The sequence below is a fragment of the Cellulomonas endometrii genome (assembly GCF_949769265.1).
GTDB classification, from domain to species: Bacteria; Actinomycetota; Actinomycetes; order Actinomycetales; family Cellulomonadaceae; genus Cellulomonas; species Cellulomonas endometrii.
The window spans coordinates 149,667-164,849 of sequence record NZ_CATKPC010000002.1; the positions used below are offsets into that span (position 1 = coordinate 149,667).

Consider the following 15,183-nt stretch of genomic DNA (forward strand, 5'->3'; position numbering starts at 1 on the left):
GCTAACCGCCCGCCCGTGGGCCCCGGTGCCCGGAGGTCCTGGTCGGTGTCCCCGCGGGACCGCCCGCCGCGCCCCGGTGGCGCACCTCACCCGGGCCGCCGGGCCATCAGTTGATAGAGTGCAGGTAATCCCTCGACCACGGTCGGCACCTGCTCGCTTGCGCGCAGCGCGTCGCCGTGCGTCGCTGTACCTGCCTCTCGACGCCCGCTGACAACACCACACCACCGCCGGCCGCCGGTGCGTCCGCCGCCCCCGCGGCGCGGGCCCGGGCCGGTGGGCCTGACCGACCGACCACCCGCCCACGACAGGACGGAGCGGACGTGCTGCAGCTCCTCGCGGTGCACCTCGTCGCAGCCCTCGTCGCGCCCGCGCTCGTCGCGTGGATCGGCCGGAAGGCGTTCTGGGTGCTCGCGCTGGCGCCGCTGTCCGCCGCGGTGTGGGCGCTGTCGCTCACCGGCGCGGTGATGGACGGCGACGGACCCACGCAGGTCGTCCAGTGGATCCCGGGCCTGGGCCTCGACCTCGCGTTCCGGCTCGACACGCTGTCCTGGCTCATGACGCTGCTGGTCGGGGGCGTCGGCGCGGTGGTCCTCGTGTACTGCTCCGCGTACTTCAAGGAGCACGCCAGCGGCCTGGGCCGGTTCAGCGGGGTGCTGGTCGCGTTCGCCGGGGCGATGCTCGGGCTCGTCACCGCCGACGACACCCTGCTGCTGTTCGTGTTCTGGGAGCTGACGACGGTCTTCTCCTACCTGCTCATCGGGCACTACCACGACCGCAAGGCGAGCCGCCGGGCGGCCATGCAGGCGATCGTCGTCACGACGGCCGGTGGCCTGACGATGCTGCTGGGCCTCGTCATGCTCGGCGAGGCCGCCGGGACGTACCGGCTGTCCGCGCTGATCGCCGATCCGCCGCACGGCGGCCTGGTGACGGCCGGCGTGGTCTGCGTGCTGGTGGGGGCGATCAGCAAGTCGGCGCTGATCCCGCTGCACTTCTGGCTGCCCGCGGCGATGGCCGCGCCGACGCCGGTGAGCGCCTACCTGCACGCCGCGGCGATGGTGAAGGCGGGCGTCTACCTGGTCGCGCGGTTCGCCCCCGCCTACTCGGACCTGCCCGCCTGGCGCTGGATCGTCGTGGTGCTCGGCTGCGGGACGCTGCTGCTCGGGGGGTACCGCGCGCTGCGGCAGCACGACCTCAAGCTGATCCTCGCGTTCGGGACGGTCAGCCAGCTCGGGCTGATCGTGCTGCTCATCGGGTTCGGCACCCGCGCGACCGCACTGGCGGGCCTGGCGCTCGTCGGCGCGCACGCGATGTTCAAGGCCGCGCTGTTCCTCGTGGTCGGCGTGGTCGACGCGGCGACCGGCACGCGCGACCTGCGCCGCCTGTCCGGGGTGGGCCGCGCGCTGCCCGTCACCGCGCTGGCCGGCGGGCTGGCGACGCTCTCGATGATCGGCGCGCCGCCGTTCGCCGGGTACGTGGCGAAGGAGGCGGCGCTCGAGGCGTTCCTGCACGGCGGCGACACCCTCAGCCTCGTGGTCCTGGCCGCCGTCGCGGTCGGCTCCGCCCTCACCGTCGCGTACGGCCTGCGGCTGTGGTGGGGCGCGTTCGCGACCAAGCCGGTGCTGTCCCCGGCCGCCGTCCGCGCCCTGTCCGCCGCGCGCGACGCGGGCAAGGACGGGAAGGACGCGAAGGAGCCGGTCGACCACTCCGCCCACCCGGACGACGACCGCGCCGAGCCCGCCCCGGTCGGCCGCCCCTCCCTGCTGCTCGTGTGGCCCGCCCTGCTGCTCGCCGTCCTCGGGCTCGCGGTGGCGCTGCTGCCGGGCCTCGGCGAGGAGCTGCTCGCCCCGCAGGCCGACGCGTACCCGACCGGCGAGCCCGGGCACCTGGTGCTCTGGGCCGGCGTCACCCCGGCGCTCGGGATCACCGTGGCGGTGCTGGTCACCGGCGTGCTGCTGTTCCTCGCGCGCCGCCCGGTCGAGATCGCCCAGGCCGCGGTGCCGCACGTGCCGGAGGCCGACCGGGTGTACCGCCGGCTCATGCGCCGCCTGGACGACGTCGCCGCCGACGTCACCGCCTTCACCCAGCGCGGCTCGCTGCCGTTCTACCTGGGCGGGATCCTCGTGGTGTTCGTCGTGGCGGTCGCGGTGCCGCTGGTCGCCTCCACACGGCTGCCCGCGCAGACCCGCCCCTGGGACGGCCCCGCGCAGCTCGTCGTCGGGCTGTTCGTCGCCGTCGCCGCGGTGCTGGTCGCGCGCGCCCGGCGCCGGCTCAAGGCCGTCATCCTGCTGGGCGTCTCCGGGTACGGCGTCGCCGCCCTGTTCCTGCTGCACGGCGCCCCGGACCTGGCGCTCACCCAGGTGCTGGTGGAGACCGTCACGCTGGTGGTGTTCGTGCTGGTGATGCGCCGCCTGCCGCCGTACTTCTCCGACCGCCCGCTGGTCGGCTCCCGCTGGGTGCGGCTCGGGATCGGGCTCGCCGTGGGGCTGACCGTCGGCGCGCTGGCGCTCGTCGTGCCCGGCGCCCGCGTGCACGAGCCCGTGTCGGTCGACTTCGCCGAGGAGGCGTACGCGTTCGGCGGCGGCAAGAACATCGTCAACGTGACCCTCGTCGACATCCGCGCGTGGGACACGATGGGCGAGATCTCGGTGCTGCTGGTGGCGGCGACGGGCGTGGCCTCGCTGGTGTTCCTCCGGCGCCGCGGCGGGGCGATCTTCCGCGCCGGCGACGCCCCGGAGCAGCGCCAGGTGTGGGGCGGCGGCGAGGACCCGATGGCCGCGGTGCGCCGCCCGGCGCAGGAGCGTCCCTCGTACCGCTCGGGCGAGTGGCTGCGGGCCGGGCGGACCCTGGCGCCCCGGCGGCGGTCCGTCGTCTTCGAGGTGGTCGTCCGCCTGCTGTTCCACACGATGATCGTGTACTCGCTGTTCCTGCTGTTCTCCGGGCACAACGCCCCCGGCGGCGGGTTCGCCGCGGGCCTGGTCACGGGCATCGCGCTGATCGTCCGCTACCTCGCGGGCGGCCGGTACGAGCTCGGCGAGGCGGCGCCCGTGCAGCCCGGTCTGCTGCTCGGCAGCGGCCTGTTCCTCTCGGCCGGCGTGGGCCTGGGCGCGCTGATCTTCGGCGGCACGGTGCTGCAGTCCTGGATCATCGACATCCACCTGCCGCTGATCGGCGACCTGCACCTCGTCACGTCCCTGTTCTTCGACGTCGGCGTCTACCTGGTGGTCGTCGGGCTGGTCCTCGACATCCTGCGCAGCCTCGGGGCCGAGATCGACCGGCAGGCCGAGGCGGACGGCGAGGGGGACGTCGACTCCGCCGTGGGCGGCGACGCGGACCCGGGCGAGCAGGTGACGGTGGACGCCGCGGCGGCCGGCCTGGTGGGGGACGGCGGCGCGCCCTCCGACGCGCCCGGCACCACCGGCACCACCGGGGCACGGCACGGCGACGGGAGCCCGGCATGAGCATCGACATGAGCCCGAACCTGGTGCTGGTCGGCGTCATCGTCGTCCTCGTGACCGCCGGGGTGTACCTGCTGCTCGAGCGGAGCCTGTCCCGCGTCCTGCTGGGCGTCATCCTCATCGGCAACGGCGCGAACCTGCTGTTCCTCGTCGCGGGCGGCGCCGCCGGCCGGCCGCCCATCGTCGGCCTGGAGCAGGAGGGCCGGATGAGCGACCCCCTCCCGCAGGCCATGGTGCTGACCGCGATCGTCATCACGCTCGGCATGACGGCGTTCCTGCTGGCGATGGCCTACCGGTCCTGGCAGCTGCACCGGCACGACGAGGTGCAGGACGACGTCGAGGACCGCCGCATCGCCCGCCTCGCGGCCCGCGACGAGCGCGCGTTCGAGGACGCCGACACCGAGGACACCACGACCACCCTCGACGAGGAGGCCGCGGAGACCCGCGACGAGACCGACGACGACGGCGGCCCGGTGCCCGCGGGCGCCGGCGAGCAGGGGCAGGCGGGCCGATGAGCGAGTTCACCTGGCTGGTGCCGCTGCCCGTCGTCGTGCCGCTGTTCGGCGCGGGGCTCGCGCTCGCGCTGTACCGCCGGCCCCGGCTGCAGCGGATCATCAGCGTCGCCGCGCTCAGCATCGTGCTGGTGGTCGCGGCGAGCCTGCTCGTGCTCGCCGACGACGGGCCGCTCGTCGTCGACATCGGCGGGTGGGCGGCGCCCGTCGGCATCGACCTGGTCGCGGACCGGCTGTCGGCGCTGATGCTGACCGTCTCGGCGGCGGTCACGCTGTGCGTCCAGCTGTACTCGCTGGCGCAGGGCGAGGCCGACGGCGACGAGGCCGCGCCCGTATCGATCTACCACCCCACGTACCTGATCCTGGCGGCGGGCGTCGCGAACGCGTTCCTGTCCGGCGACCTGTTCAACATCTACGTCGGCTTCGAGATCCTGCTCGCGGCGTCCTACGTGCTGCTCACGCTCGGCGGCACGGGGGAGCGGATCCGCGCGGGCAGCATCTACGTGGTCGTCGCGCTGCTCTCGTCACTGCTGTTCCTGGTGGCGATCGCGATGATCTACGCCGCGACCGGCACGGTGAACCTGGCGCAGCTCGCCGAGCGGCTGCCCGAGATCGACCCCGGCGTGCGCCTGGTGCTGCAGGTGATGCTGCTGCTGGCGTTCGGGATCAAGGCGGCGATCTTCCCGCTGTCGGCGTGGCTGCCCGACTCGTACCCGACCGCGCCCGCGCCGGTCACGGCCGTGTTCGCCGGCCTGCTCACCAAGGTCGGCGTGTACGCGATCATCCGCACGCAGTCCCTGCTGTTCCCCGAGGGGCGGGTGGACGACGTGCTGATGTGGGCGGCGCTCGCGACGATGGTGGTCGGCATCCTCGGCGCCGTCGCGCAGGACGACCTCAAGCGGCTGCTCTCGTTCACGCTGGTCAGCCACATCGGCTACATGATCTTCGGCATCGCGCTCGCGTCGCAGTCCGGCTGGGCCGCGGCCATCTACTACGTGGCGCACCACATCATCGTGCAGACCGGCCTGTTCCTGGTCGCGGGGCTGATCGAGCGACGGGGCGGGTCGACGTCGCTGGAGTCCCTGGGCGGGCTCGCGAAGATCGCGCCGGTGCTGGCGATCCTGTTCTTCATCCCGGCGATGAACCTCGGCGGCATCCCGCCGCTGTCCGGGTTCCTCGGCAAGGTCGGCCTGCTGCAGGCGGGTGTCCAGGACGGCACGCCGCTCGCGCTGACGCTGGTCGTCGGCGGGGTGCTGACCTCGCTGCTGACCCTGTACGCGCTCATCAAGGCCTGGAACAAGGCGTTCTGGCAGACCCCGCCCGAGCCGCTGCCCGACACGCACCTGCCCGTCGGGATGGTCGGCCCCGCCGCCGCCCTGGTGGGGCTCGGGCTCGCGCTGACGATCGGCGCCGGCCCGCTGTACGGGTACGCGGAGCGCGCCTCCGAGGCGCTGTCCGACCGGTCCCGGTACGTCGAGGCCGTGCTGCCGGAGGGCGGGCGCGGCGAGGGCGAGTCCGCGGACGTCGCCGAGGCGGCGGCGCACGAGGACGGCGCGCCCGACCAGGCCGTGGCTGACGACTCGGCGCCCGCCGACGCCGTGCCCGCCGACGCCGAGGGGGGCCGCCCGTGAGCCTGCACCCCCGCCGCCGGCGGCTCGCCACCCAGTGGCCCACGATGATCTGGCTCGTCGTGGTCTGGGTGCTGCTGTGGGGCGACTTCACGGTGGGCAACGTGCTCGCGGGCGCCGTGGTCGCGGTGCTGGTGACCGGCCTGCTGCGGATGACCCCGATCGACTTCCACGGCCGGGTGCACCCGTGGGGCGTCGTCGTGCTGGTCGCGCGATTCGCGTGGGACCTCGTGCGCGCGTCCGCCGAGGTCTCGTGGGTCGCGCTGCGCCCCCGGCACACCCCGCACGGCGCGGTGATCGGCGTGCAGCTGCGCAGCCACTCGGACCTGTACCTGACGATGACCGCCGAGCTGTGCTCGCTGGTGCCGGGGTCGCTCGTCGTCGAGGCGCACCGCCTGACGGGGATGCTCTACCTGCACGTGCTGGACGTCGAGCAGTCGGGCGGGGTCGAGGCGGCCCGGCAGTCGGTGCTCGACCAGGAGGAGCGGGTGCTGCGCGCGTTCGCCTCGGACGCCGAGATGCGCGCCGCGGGCCTCGAGCCGCACCGGCGCCGGACCGGCCCCGCCGGCCCCGACCGCACGGAGGTGCGCGCGTGACCGCCGTCGTCGTGATCTGCGCGGTGCTGCTCACCGCGGCCGGGGCGCTCGCGCTCGTCCGCGCCGAGCGCGGGCCGTCGATGCTGGACCGGACCGTCGCGCTGGACATCCTCGTCACCGTCGTGGTCGGGGCGCTGGCGCTGTACGCGTCGGTCGAGCGGCGCACGGACGTGGTCCCGATCCTCGTGGTGCTGTCCCTGGTCGGCTTCGTCGGGTCGGTGACGATCTCCCGCTTCGCGTCCGTCGAGCCCGCCGGCGAGGGCCGGGTCCGCTCCCGTGAGGAGATCGCCCAGGAGGAGGCCGAGCGGATCCGCGCCGAGGAGGAGGCCCAGGCCCAGCGCCGCGCCCGCCGCGCCCGGGAGGCCGACGCGTCGCCCGTGGAGGCGCCGCCGCCCGCCCGCGAGGCCCACGAGGCCCGGGCGGAGCACGACGCCGTCGGCGAGGACGGCGGGCGCGACGACGAGGAGCGGTCGGTCGCCCGCAAGGACGACGCCGGCGAGGCCGTCGCCCGCGAGGACGACCGGGACGACGCCGCCGCGCGGGACGCCGGGATGCACGGGGCCGAGGACGACCAGGTGCGGGGCGACCGCCACCACCGCGACCAGGGAGGGACCCGATGAGCTGGGACGCCGTCGCCGACGTGGCCGCCGCCGTGTGCCTCATCGGCGGGGCGCTGCTCGCGTTCGCCGCCGGCGTGGGCGTGCTGCGGTTCCCCGACCTGCTGTCGCGGATGCACGCGGGCACCAAGCCGCAGGTGCTGGGGCTGGTGCTCGTGCTGATCGGGCTCTCGCTGCGGCTGCGCTCCGGCAGCGCCGTGTGGGCGCTCGTCCTCGTCGCGCTGTTCCAGATGCTGACGGCGCCCGTCGCGGCGCACCTCGTCGGACGCGCCGGGTTCCGGACGGGCAAGGTCCGCCGGGACCTGCTGGTCGTGGACGAGCTGACCGCGGCGCAGGAACGCGCCGGGTCGCACACGGGGGACAGCGACGGCGAGTCGGACCACCGCCGGGACGCCGACGGCCGCTGACCTCGGGCCGCGCGGGCTGGGTGCCGGCGCGGCCGGTCAGTGCTGGGGCAGGCGGCGGTTCTTGTCGACGCGCTGGACGAACTTCTTGGTCCCGCGGGTGGCGAACACCCGCGCGATGGTCACGGCAGCGGCGGTGATCGCGGACGCGGCCACGACCTCGCCGATCCGGATGTCCGGGGCGTCGTCCTCGGGCTTCGGCGGCTTGTGCCCGACCGCGGCCTTCCAGGCGGTGTCGACCGCCTTGCTGGCGATCCAGGCCACGGCGCCGGCCACGATCAGGCCGGTGACCTTCGCGAGGGTGGACTGGGTCTCTTCGTCGGCCACGGGACCTCCTGCGTCGGGCTGTGCGCGGACGCGCGGACGGCGGCTGCCGTCCGGCGGGTGCTCGCCCCACGCTAGCGCCGCGGCTGCCGCGCCGCAGGTCAGGGCCGCCCGGCGGTCGCCCCGGACCGGGTGCGCGCGGGCGGTGTACTCTCGCCTGCGAACGACAGGGGAGCGTCCCGGACCGCCACCGCGAGGTGGCGCCCGACCGACGCTGAGAGTGCGGACGGACCGCAGACCCTCGCACCTGATCCGGTTCGCACCGGCGTAGGGAGTCGGGATCTCAGTCGCCTCGTGCCGTCGTGCCACGACCGTGGCGCGATGTCGCGCGGCGACCCCCTCCTGCTTCTCGAGGAGGACACCATGGCGCGCACGCGCGCACACCGCCGGACGTCCCGGCGCACCACCGCGGCCTCGGCCGCCCTCGCGGCGACGGCCCTCGCGCTGACCGCGTGCTCCGTCACGGGCGGCGGGTCGGACCCGGAGGCCTCGGGCGACGCGTCCGAGGGCGCCGGGACCGTCACGCTCGTCACGCACGACTCGTTCCACGTGAGCGACGGCCTGCTGGAGCAGTTCGAGCAGGAGTCCGGCCTCACCGTGCAGCAGGTCGCGCCCGGTGACGGCGGGGCGCTGGTCAACCAGCTGATCCTCACCAAGGACGCCCCGCTGGGCGACGCCGTGTACGGCATCGACACCACCTTCGCGTCGCGGGCGATCGAGGAGGGCGTCCTGGAGCCGTACACGTCGCAGGTCCCCGCGGCCGAGGACGCCGCGGCGCTCGCGCCCGACGACTCCGGCTCGCTGACCGCGATCGACAAGGGCGACGTGTGCCTCAACGTGGACCACGCCTGGTTCACCGCCCAGGGGATCCCCGAGCCGACGACGCTCGAGGACCTGACGGACCCGCGGTACCGGGACCTCACGGTGGTCACCAACGCCGCGACGAGCAGCCCGGGCCTGGCCTTCCTGCTGGCGACCGTCGGCGCGTTCGGCGAGGACGGGTGGCAGCAGTACTGGACGGACCTGACGGCCAACGGGCTGAAGGTCGCCGAGGGCTGGTCCGACGCGTACTACACGGACTTCTCCGGCGGCGGGGGCGGCGGCCCGCGGCCCATCGCGCTGTCCTACGCCTCCTCCCCGCCCGAGACGATCCCGGAGGGCGGCGGCGAGCCGACCACGGGCGCGCTCCTCGACACGTGCTTCCGCCAGGTCGAGTACGCGGGCGTCCTCGCCGGGGCGCAGAACCCCGAGGGCGCGCAGCGGCTGATCGACTGGCTGCTCTCGGACGAGGTCCAGGCGGACATCCCCGGCTCCATGTACATGTACCCGGTCAGCTCCGCGGTCGAGCTGCCGCAGGAGTGGGAGCAGTGGGCGCCCCTGTCCGACGCGCCGCACGAGGTGGCGCCGGCCGAGATCGCCGCGAACCGGGACGCCTGGGTCCGCGAGTGGACCGACCTGGTCACCGGCTGACCGGACCCGGCGGATGAGCACGACGACGCGACCGTCCCCGACCGGCTCCGGCCGGCCGGGGACGTCCGCGCGCCCGCGGGTCCCGGACCTCCCGCCGCTCCGCCCCCCGGCCCGGGGCTGGGTCGTCGGCCGCACGGTGCTGTGGACGCTCGCCGGAGCGGTGCCGCTCGTGTTCCTCGGGGTGTTCTTCGCGTGGCCGGTGGTGACGCTGGTCGCGCGGGGCTTCGTGGTCGACGGGTCGCTCGACCTGTCCGGTTTCGCGGAGGTGTTCGCCCGGCCCCGCACCTGGCGCATCGTCGGCCTGACCCTCGCCCAGGGCGCGATCGGCACGGTGCTGTCCGTGCTGCTCGGCGTCCCGGGGGCCTACGTGCTCTACCGGTGCCGGTTCCCGGGCCGCGGGGTGCTGCGGGCGTTCGTCACCGTGCCGTTCGTGCTGCCCACCGTCGTGGTGGGCGTCGCGTTCCGCGCCCTGCTGCGGGAGAACGGCCCGCTCGGGTTCCTGCACCTGGACGGGACGTTCGCCGCCATCGTCGCCGCCCTGGTGTTCTTCAACTACGCGGTCGTCGTCCGCACGGTCGGCGGCATGTGGGAGCGGCTGGACCGGCGCCCGGAGCAGGCGGCCCGGTCGCTGGGCGCGTCGCCCGCGCGGGCGTTCTGCACCGTGACGCTGCCCGCGCTGGCCCCGGCGATCGCCTCGGCCGCCTCGCTGGTGTTCCTGTTCTGCGCCACGGCGTTCGGCACCGTGCTGGTGCTGGGCGGCATGCGGTTCGGGACGGTGGAGACGGAGATCTGGATCCAGACGACGCAGTTCCTCGACCTGCGCGCCGCCGCGGTGCTGTCCGTGGTGCAGGTGGTCGTCGTGGCGGGGGCGCTGGCCCTCGCCGGACGCGCCCGGGCCCGGCGCGAGCGCGCGCTGTCCCTGGTGGAGACCGCGGCCGCCGCCGGTGGGCGCCCGCACCCGCTGCCCGGCGCCGTCACCGCCGTCGTGCTCGTGCTGCTGGCCCTGCCGCTCGGGAACCTGGTCGCCGGGTCGTTGCGCACCCCGGACGGCTGGGGCCTCGACCACTACCGGGCGCTCGGGACGACCGGCGGGCGCAACGCGCTCACCGTGACGGTGTGGGAGGCGCTGGCGAACTCGCTGCGCGCGGCCGTCGACGCCGCCCTGATCGCCCTGGTCGTGGGCTGCCTGGTCGCGCTGGTCGTGTCCCGACGCCCCCGCCGGCCGGCGGCCCGCCGTGCCGTGGGGGTGCTCGACGGGGTGTTCATGCTGCCGCTCGGGGTGTCGGCCGTGACCGTCGGGTTCGGCGCGCTGCTGACGCTGGGCCACCCGTTCGGCATCGCCACCGACCTGCGGACCAGCGGCGTGCTCGTCCCGGTCGTGCAGGCCGTCGTCGCCGTGCCGTTGGTCGTGCGGACCGTGCTGCCGGTGCTCCGCGCGATCGACCCTCGGTTGCGCGAGGCGGCCGGGACGCTCGGCGCCGGGCCCGCCCGGGTGCTCGCGACCGTCGACGGCGCGCTGGTGGCCCGGTCGGTCGGGCTCGCGATCGGGTTCGCGTTCGCCGTGTCGCTCGGGGAGTTCGGGGCGACGGCGTTCCTGGCCCGCCCGGACCGGCCGACGCTGCCGGTCGTGATCTTCCGGCTGATCGGGCAGCCGGGCGCCGACAACTACGGGATGGCGCTCGCGGCCGGCGTGGTGCTCGCCGGGCTGACCGCGGGCGTGATGGCGCTCGCGGAGCGGTTGCGCGGGCCGGTGGGAGGAGAGCTGTGACCGGACTGCACGTGCGCGACGTCGTGGTCCGGTACCCCGGGCCGCACCGCGGGGCGCCCGACGTCGTCGCCGTCGACGGGGTCAGCCTCGACGTGCCCGCGGGGGAGGTGCTCGCGCTGCTCGGGCCGTCCGGCTGCGGCAAGTCCTCGCTGCTCCGCGCGGTCGCCGGCCTCGAGCCGCCCGCCGCCGGGACCCTGCGCTGGGCGGGGGAGGACCTGGCGCCCGTGCCCGTGCACCGGCGGGGGTTCGGGCTGGTGTTCCAGGACGGCCAGCTGTTCCCGCACCGCGACGTCGCCGGCAACGTCGCCTACGGGCTGCCCGGGGTCGACCGCGCGGCCCGCGCCGCCCGGGTCGCCGAGCTGCTCGACCTGGTGGGCCTGCCCGGCTACGGCGACCGCCCGGTCGCGACGCTGTCCGGGGGCGAGCGGCAGCGCGTCGCCCTGGCCCGGTCGCTCGCGCCCCGCCCGCGGCTGCTCCTGCTCGACGAGCCGCTGTCGGCGCTCGACCGGTCCCTGCGCGAGCGGCTGGCCGACGACCTGCGCCGCGTCCTCGTCGCCACCGGCACCACGGCGCTGTTCGTCACGCACGACCAGGACGAGGCGTTCACGGTCGCCGACCGGGTGGCCGTGATGGCCGCGGGCCGGCTGCTGCAGGTCGACGCCCCCGAGGCGCTGTGGCGGCGCCCGGCCGACCGCGAGGTCGCGGAGTTCCTGGGGTACCGGACGTTCCTCGCGGCCGCCGGGTGGGGGTCGGCCGCCGCGCTGGAGGGCGACCTGGTGCCCGGCACCCTGGCCGTCGCCCCCGGTGGGTGGCGCGTGCTCGGTGCGGACGAGCCCGCACCGCAAGGGGCGCCGCTGCGGTCGGCGGTCGTCGCGGACCGGCGCACCCGGCGCGGACGGGTCGAGGTCGTCGCCGTGCTCGACCCCGAGGACGTGCGGGTGACCGCCGGGCTGCCGGCCGGCGGCGCGGTCCCCGACGCGGGGGCGACGGTGCGCCTGGTCGCGGACGAGGGTGCGGTGGCGGTCGTCGGGGGCTGACGCGCTCAGTCCAGGCGCCGCTGCCACTCCCCGGACCCGCCGGCCGGCCGGAAGCCCAGGGCGACGTTGATCGCCAGCATGTGCGCGTTCTCCTCGGCGTTCCACGTGCCGACCCGCCGCGCGCCGGGCTGCACCTCCGCCAGCCTGGCGAGGTTGGCCGTCTTCACCAGCATGCCGAGGCGGTGGCCGCGGTGCTCCCGCAGCACCAGGGTGTCGTCCTGGTAGACGTACGCGTCGGTGTCCGGCCGGCTGACCAGCGCGGTGTACGCGACGAGGGCGCCGGTGGGCTCGTGCACCGCCGCGGCCACCCGGTACGTCATCCCGCGCGCCGCGTACTGCTCCTCGGCGGCCCGCACCCGCGCCGCGTCCCACGCGTCCTCCCGCAGGTCCAGCCCGCCCAGCGGCACGTCGGTGCTCATCCGGGTCTGCAGGTGGGCGAAGTGGTCGACCCACTCGTCGGGGCAGCGCCGCTCCCACGTCACCACGCGGTAGTCGGGGCCGGCCGCGCGGGCGGCGGCGTCCGCGTGCGTGGCGAGGGCGATCGGCGGCACGGGGACGTCCAGCATCGAGCGCCGCTCCACCTGCTCGAGCTGCCACCCGCGGTGCAGGAGGAACGCGACGCCCGGGTCGGTGGCGCGCACCCGCCCGGTGCCGGTGCCGGGGACGACCGTGCCCGGCCCCGCCTCCGGCTCGGACGCCTGGTCGGTCGCGGCGGTGACCGTCGTGCGGCCGTGCTCCCGGGCGGTGGCGAGCGCGAGGTCGTGCAGCGCGGACCCCACGCCCCGGCCCCGGTGCTCGGGGCGGACGTCGACCTGCACGTACGCCGTGTGCGTGTTGTCCTGCCGGGGCAGGTTCAGCGCGACGTAGCCCAGCACGCGGGCGGGGTCGGGCGGCCCGTCGGCCACCGGCGCGTCGAGCGCGACGAACCGGAGCTTCTGCTCGTACTCCTGGTGCTGGAGGCTCGCCAGGGTCTCGCCGGGCAGGCGGGCCTCGTCGAGGTTCCCGAAGCTCGCGAGCAGCGCCGCGTTGGCCGCCTCGACCATGCCGTGCAGCAGCCAGGCGTCCGGGGCGTCCAGCGCGGCGGGGACGGGGAGCGGCACGAGGTGCGCGGCCGGGCTCGTCCGGGCGGTGGCGGCGGAGGGGAGGGCGTCGGTGGCCATGCGGCCATCGTCGGCCCGCCGCGAGGGCACGGTCGAGGGCAATTCGGGCCGCCGCGGGTTCTCGTAGCGTCGCTACCCATTCAGGTCCCGGGTGCCGCGGTGCCGCGAACCGGTACGGTCGCGCCATGCCGCTGCTGGAGATCATCGGGTGGGTCGGTTCCGCCCTCGTCGTCGTGTCGCTGATGCAGGCGCGTGTCCTGCGGTTCCGCTGGATGAACTTCGCCGGGTCGGTGATCGCCGCGGCCTACAACGCCGTCGTCGGGATCTGGCCGTTCGCGGTGATGAACGCCGTGATCGCCGTCATCGACGCGTACTGGCTGTGGCGCCTGACCCGCGAGCGGCACGACGCCGAGGTGTACGAGGTCGTGCCCGTCGGGGCCGGCGACCACTACCTGCGGCACGTGCTGGGCGTGCACGCCGCCGACATCGCCGCGTTCTACCCGTCGTTCGCGGTGCCGGCCCCCGGTGGCGAGGCGGGCGGTGCCGAGGCCCCCGCCGCCGATGCGGCCGGGCGGCGGTGGGCGTACCTGGTGCTCCGGGGCGACGAGACCGTCGGCGTCGTCGTGGTCCGCGACGCCGGCGGCGAGGTCGGCGAGGTGGAGCTCGACTACGTCACGCCGCGGTTCCGCGATTTCACGCCGGGCGAGTTCGTGTACCGGCGCAGCGGGGTGTTCGCCGGGACGGGGCTGCGCGCGCTGGTCGTCGCGGACGACGCCCGCGACACCGGCGCGTACCTCGAGCGGGTGGGCTTCCGGCGCGTCGACGGCCGGTGGCGGCGCGAGCTGGAGCCGGCCGCGGCCTGACGCGCCGCGGCGCCGGCGGTGCGGCCGGGGGACGCGCGACCGTAGACTGAGTTCGGACGTCCGAACTTGGAGGTGCGGTGACCACCACTGCTGACCGGCGCGCGGCCTCGCGGGGGCGGCTGCTGCCGCTGCTCGGGCCCGCGTTCGTCGCGGCGATCGCCTACGTCGACCCCGGCAACGTGGCGGCGAACCTCACGGCCGGCGCCCGCTACGGGTACCTGCTGCTGTGGGTCCTCGTCGCCGCGAACGCCATGGCGGTCCTCGTGCAGTACCAGTCCGCCAAGCTCGGCATCGTCACGGGGGAGTCCCTGCCCGGCGTCCTGGGCCGGCGGCTGGGCCGGGGGCCGCGGCTCGCGTACTGGGCGCAGGCCGAGGTGGTGGCGGCGGCGACCGACATCGCGGAGGTCGTGGGCGGGGCGATCGCGCTGCACCTGCTGTTCGGGCTGCCCCTCGTGCTCGGCGGCGTCATCGTCGGGGTGGTCTCGATGCTGCTGCTCGCCACGCAGAACCGGTACGGGCAGCGGCGGTTCGAGGCGGTGATCGCCGGGCTGCTGCTGGTCATCGTCGTGGGGTTCCTCTGCGGCCTGCTGGTCGGCCCGCCCGACCCCGCCGGCATGCTCGGGGGCCTGGTCCCGCGGTTCGCGGGGACGGACTCCGTGCTGCTCGCGGCGTCGATGCTGGGCGCGACCGTGATGCCGCACGCCATCTACGTGCACTCGGCGCTCAGCCGGGACCGGTTCGGCCGCGTCCCCGACGCCGGCACCCGGGACCGGCTGCTGCGCGCGACGCGGTGGGACGTCGGGTCGGCCCTGACGGTGGCCGGGACCGTGAACATCGGCCTGCTGCTGCTCGCCGCGGCGAACCTGCGCGGCGTCGAGGGCACGGACACCATCGAGGGCGCGCACGCCGCCATCTCCGGGGCGCTGGGCGGCGGCATCGGCGTGGTGTTCGCCCTCGGGCTGCTGGCCTCCGGCCTGGCCTCGACGTCGGTCGGCTGCTACGCCGGCGCGGCGGTGATGGAGGGCCTGATCCACCGGCGGATCCCGCTGCTGCTGCGGCGCGCGATCACGCTGGTCCCGGCGCTGGTGCTGCTGGGGGTGGGCGCCGACCCGACGTGGACGCTCGTGGTCAGCCAGGTGGTGCTGAGCTTCGGCATCCCGTTCGCGGCGATCCCCCTGGTGCGGCTGAACCGTGACCGGTCCCTCATGGGCGCGCACGCGAACGGCCCGAGGCTGCAGGCGGCGCTGGTCGTGGTGGTCACTCTGGTGGTGGTGCTCAACGTCGCGCTGCTGGTCCTCCTGGCGACGGGTGCGTAGCGGTTTTCATAGCGCTGCTATGAAAACCGCGCGCGTGCCCTGACCTGCACCGAGATGGCGGAACCCGCCTCTGCGAGCCCCTGCCGATGCAGG

Annotated in this window: 13 protein-coding genes and 1 riboswitch; of the genes, 11 read left to right on the plus strand and 2 right to left on the minus strand. The window is 75.6% G+C overall.

Going from position 1 to position 15,183, the window contains the following annotated elements; translation table 11 throughout:
• The first annotated feature begins 320 nt into the window (after positions 1-320).
• The 6 genes from QNH85_RS03155 to mnhG are packed head-to-tail and all read left to right on the plus strand — an operon-like array spanning position 321 to position 7,215.
• Positions 321-3,458 carry a Na+/H+ antiporter subunit A gene (locus tag QNH85_RS03155; RefSeq protein WP_282944564.1) on the plus strand — a complete coding sequence of 1,046 codons (3,138 nt, stop codon included), beginning with the start codon at positions 321-323 and terminating at the stop codon, positions 3,456-3,458.
• On the plus strand, positions 3,455-3,970 hold the full coding sequence (locus QNH85_RS03160) for a Na(+)/H(+) antiporter subunit C (RefSeq protein ID WP_249669217.1): 516 nt from the start codon (positions 3,455-3,457) through the stop codon (positions 3,968-3,970). The genes QNH85_RS03155 and QNH85_RS03160 overlap by 4 nt, the downstream gene beginning before the upstream one ends.
• Positions 3,967-5,598, plus strand: a complete 1,632-nt coding sequence (locus QNH85_RS03165) for a Na+/H+ antiporter subunit D (RefSeq protein WP_282944566.1) — start codon at positions 3,967-3,969, stop codon at positions 5,596-5,598. Before QNH85_RS03160 ends, QNH85_RS03165 begins: the two co-directional genes overlap by 4 nt.
• On the plus strand, positions 5,595-6,191 hold the full coding sequence (locus QNH85_RS03170) for a Na+/H+ antiporter subunit E (protein ID WP_282944568.1): 597 nt from the start codon (positions 5,595-5,597) through the stop codon (positions 6,189-6,191). Before QNH85_RS03165 ends, QNH85_RS03170 begins: the two co-directional genes overlap by 4 nt.
• Complete coding sequence (locus QNH85_RS03175) at positions 6,188-6,811, plus strand: MrpF/PhaF family protein (RefSeq protein ID WP_282944569.1); 624 nt, start codon at positions 6,188-6,190, stop codon at positions 6,809-6,811. Before QNH85_RS03170 ends, QNH85_RS03175 begins: the two co-directional genes overlap by 4 nt.
• The gene (gene mnhG / locus QNH85_RS03180; protein ID WP_282944571.1) at positions 6,808-7,215 is read left to right on the plus strand and encodes a monovalent cation/H(+) antiporter subunit G; all 408 of its coding nucleotides are present in this window, start codon (positions 6,808-6,810) and stop codon (positions 7,213-7,215) included. Before QNH85_RS03175 ends, mnhG begins: the two co-directional genes overlap by 4 nt.
• 36 nt (positions 7,216-7,251) lie before the next feature.
• Here the strand turns inward: mnhG and QNH85_RS03185 are convergent, their stop codons facing one another.
• Complete coding sequence (locus tag QNH85_RS03185; RefSeq protein WP_282944573.1) at positions 7,252-7,539, minus strand: DUF4235 domain-containing protein; 288 nt, start codon at positions 7,537-7,539, stop codon at positions 7,252-7,254.
• A gap of 155 nt (positions 7,540-7,694) precedes the next feature.
• Positions 7,695-7,827: riboswitch (TPP riboswitch) on the plus strand.
• A 72-nt stretch (positions 7,828-7,899) separates the two neighbouring features.
• On the opposite strand from QNH85_RS03185, the gene QNH85_RS03190 reads away from it, so the two are divergent.
• Genes QNH85_RS03190 through QNH85_RS03200 form a run of 3 tightly spaced genes read left to right on the plus strand, consistent with a single transcriptional unit; the run spans position 7,900 to position 11,811 of the window.
• Positions 7,900-9,006 (plus strand): thiamine ABC transporter substrate-binding protein, encoded by a 1,107-nt coding sequence (locus tag QNH85_RS03190; RefSeq protein WP_282944575.1) that lies wholly within the window; start codon positions 7,900-7,902, stop codon positions 9,004-9,006.
• Positions 9,007-9,019: 13 nt separating this feature from the next.
• Positions 9,020-10,774, plus strand: coding sequence for an ABC transporter permease (locus QNH85_RS03195; protein WP_282944577.1), 1,755 nt, complete (start codon positions 9,020-9,022; stop codon positions 10,772-10,774).
• On the plus strand, positions 10,771-11,811 hold the full coding sequence (locus tag QNH85_RS03200; protein ID WP_428830346.1) for an ABC transporter ATP-binding protein: 1,041 nt from the start codon (positions 10,771-10,773) through the stop codon (positions 11,809-11,811). The genes QNH85_RS03195 and QNH85_RS03200 overlap by 4 nt, the downstream gene beginning before the upstream one ends.
• A gap of 5 nt (positions 11,812-11,816) precedes the next feature.
• Here QNH85_RS03200 and QNH85_RS03205 read toward each other — a convergent pair whose 3' ends face one another.
• On the minus strand, positions 11,817-12,971 hold the full coding sequence (locus QNH85_RS03205; RefSeq protein WP_282944579.1) for a GNAT family N-acetyltransferase: 1,155 nt from the start codon (positions 12,969-12,971) through the stop codon (positions 11,817-11,819).
• A 125-nt stretch (positions 12,972-13,096) separates the two neighbouring features.
• On the opposite strand from QNH85_RS03205, the gene QNH85_RS03210 reads away from it, so the two are divergent.
• Both QNH85_RS03210 and QNH85_RS03215 read left to right on the plus strand, forming a co-directional pair.
• Positions 13,097-13,774: a hypothetical protein gene (locus tag QNH85_RS03210; protein ID WP_282944580.1), complete on the plus strand. Its 678-nt coding sequence runs from the start codon at positions 13,097-13,099 to the stop codon at positions 13,772-13,774.
• Positions 13,775-13,851: 77 nt separating this feature from the next.
• Positions 13,852-15,090, plus strand: a complete 1,239-nt coding sequence (locus QNH85_RS03215; RefSeq protein ID WP_282944582.1) for an Nramp family divalent metal transporter — start codon at positions 13,852-13,854, stop codon at positions 15,088-15,090.
• Positions 15,091-15,183: the final 93 nt, after the last annotated feature.

Excerpts from the sequence above, each read along its gene's own strand:
- QNH85_RS03160 (WP_249669217.1), top strand. The coding sequence starts at position 3,455 with ATGAGCATCGACATGAGCCCGAACCTGGTGCTGGTCGGCGTCATCGTC.
- QNH85_RS03165 (WP_282944566.1), top strand. The coding sequence starts at position 3,967 with ATGAGCGAGTTCACCTGGCTGGTGCCGCTGCCCGTCGTCGTGCCGCTG.
- mnhG (WP_282944571.1), top strand. The coding sequence starts at position 6,808 with ATGAGCTGGGACGCCGTCGCCGACGTGGCCGCCGCCGTGTGCCTCATC.
- QNH85_RS03190 (WP_282944575.1), top strand. The coding sequence starts at position 7,900 with ATGGCGCGCACGCGCGCACACCGCCGGACGTCCCGGCGCACCACCGCG.
- QNH85_RS03195 (WP_282944577.1), top strand. The coding sequence starts at position 9,020 with ATGAGCACGACGACGCGACCGTCCCCGACCGGCTCCGGCCGGCCGGGG.
- QNH85_RS03205 (WP_282944579.1), bottom strand. The coding sequence starts at position 12,971 with ATGGCCACCGACGCCCTCCCCTCCGCCGCCACCGCCCGGACGAGCCCG.
- QNH85_RS03210 (WP_282944580.1), top strand. The coding sequence starts at position 13,097 with ATGCCGCTGCTGGAGATCATCGGGTGGGTCGGTTCCGCCCTCGTCGTC.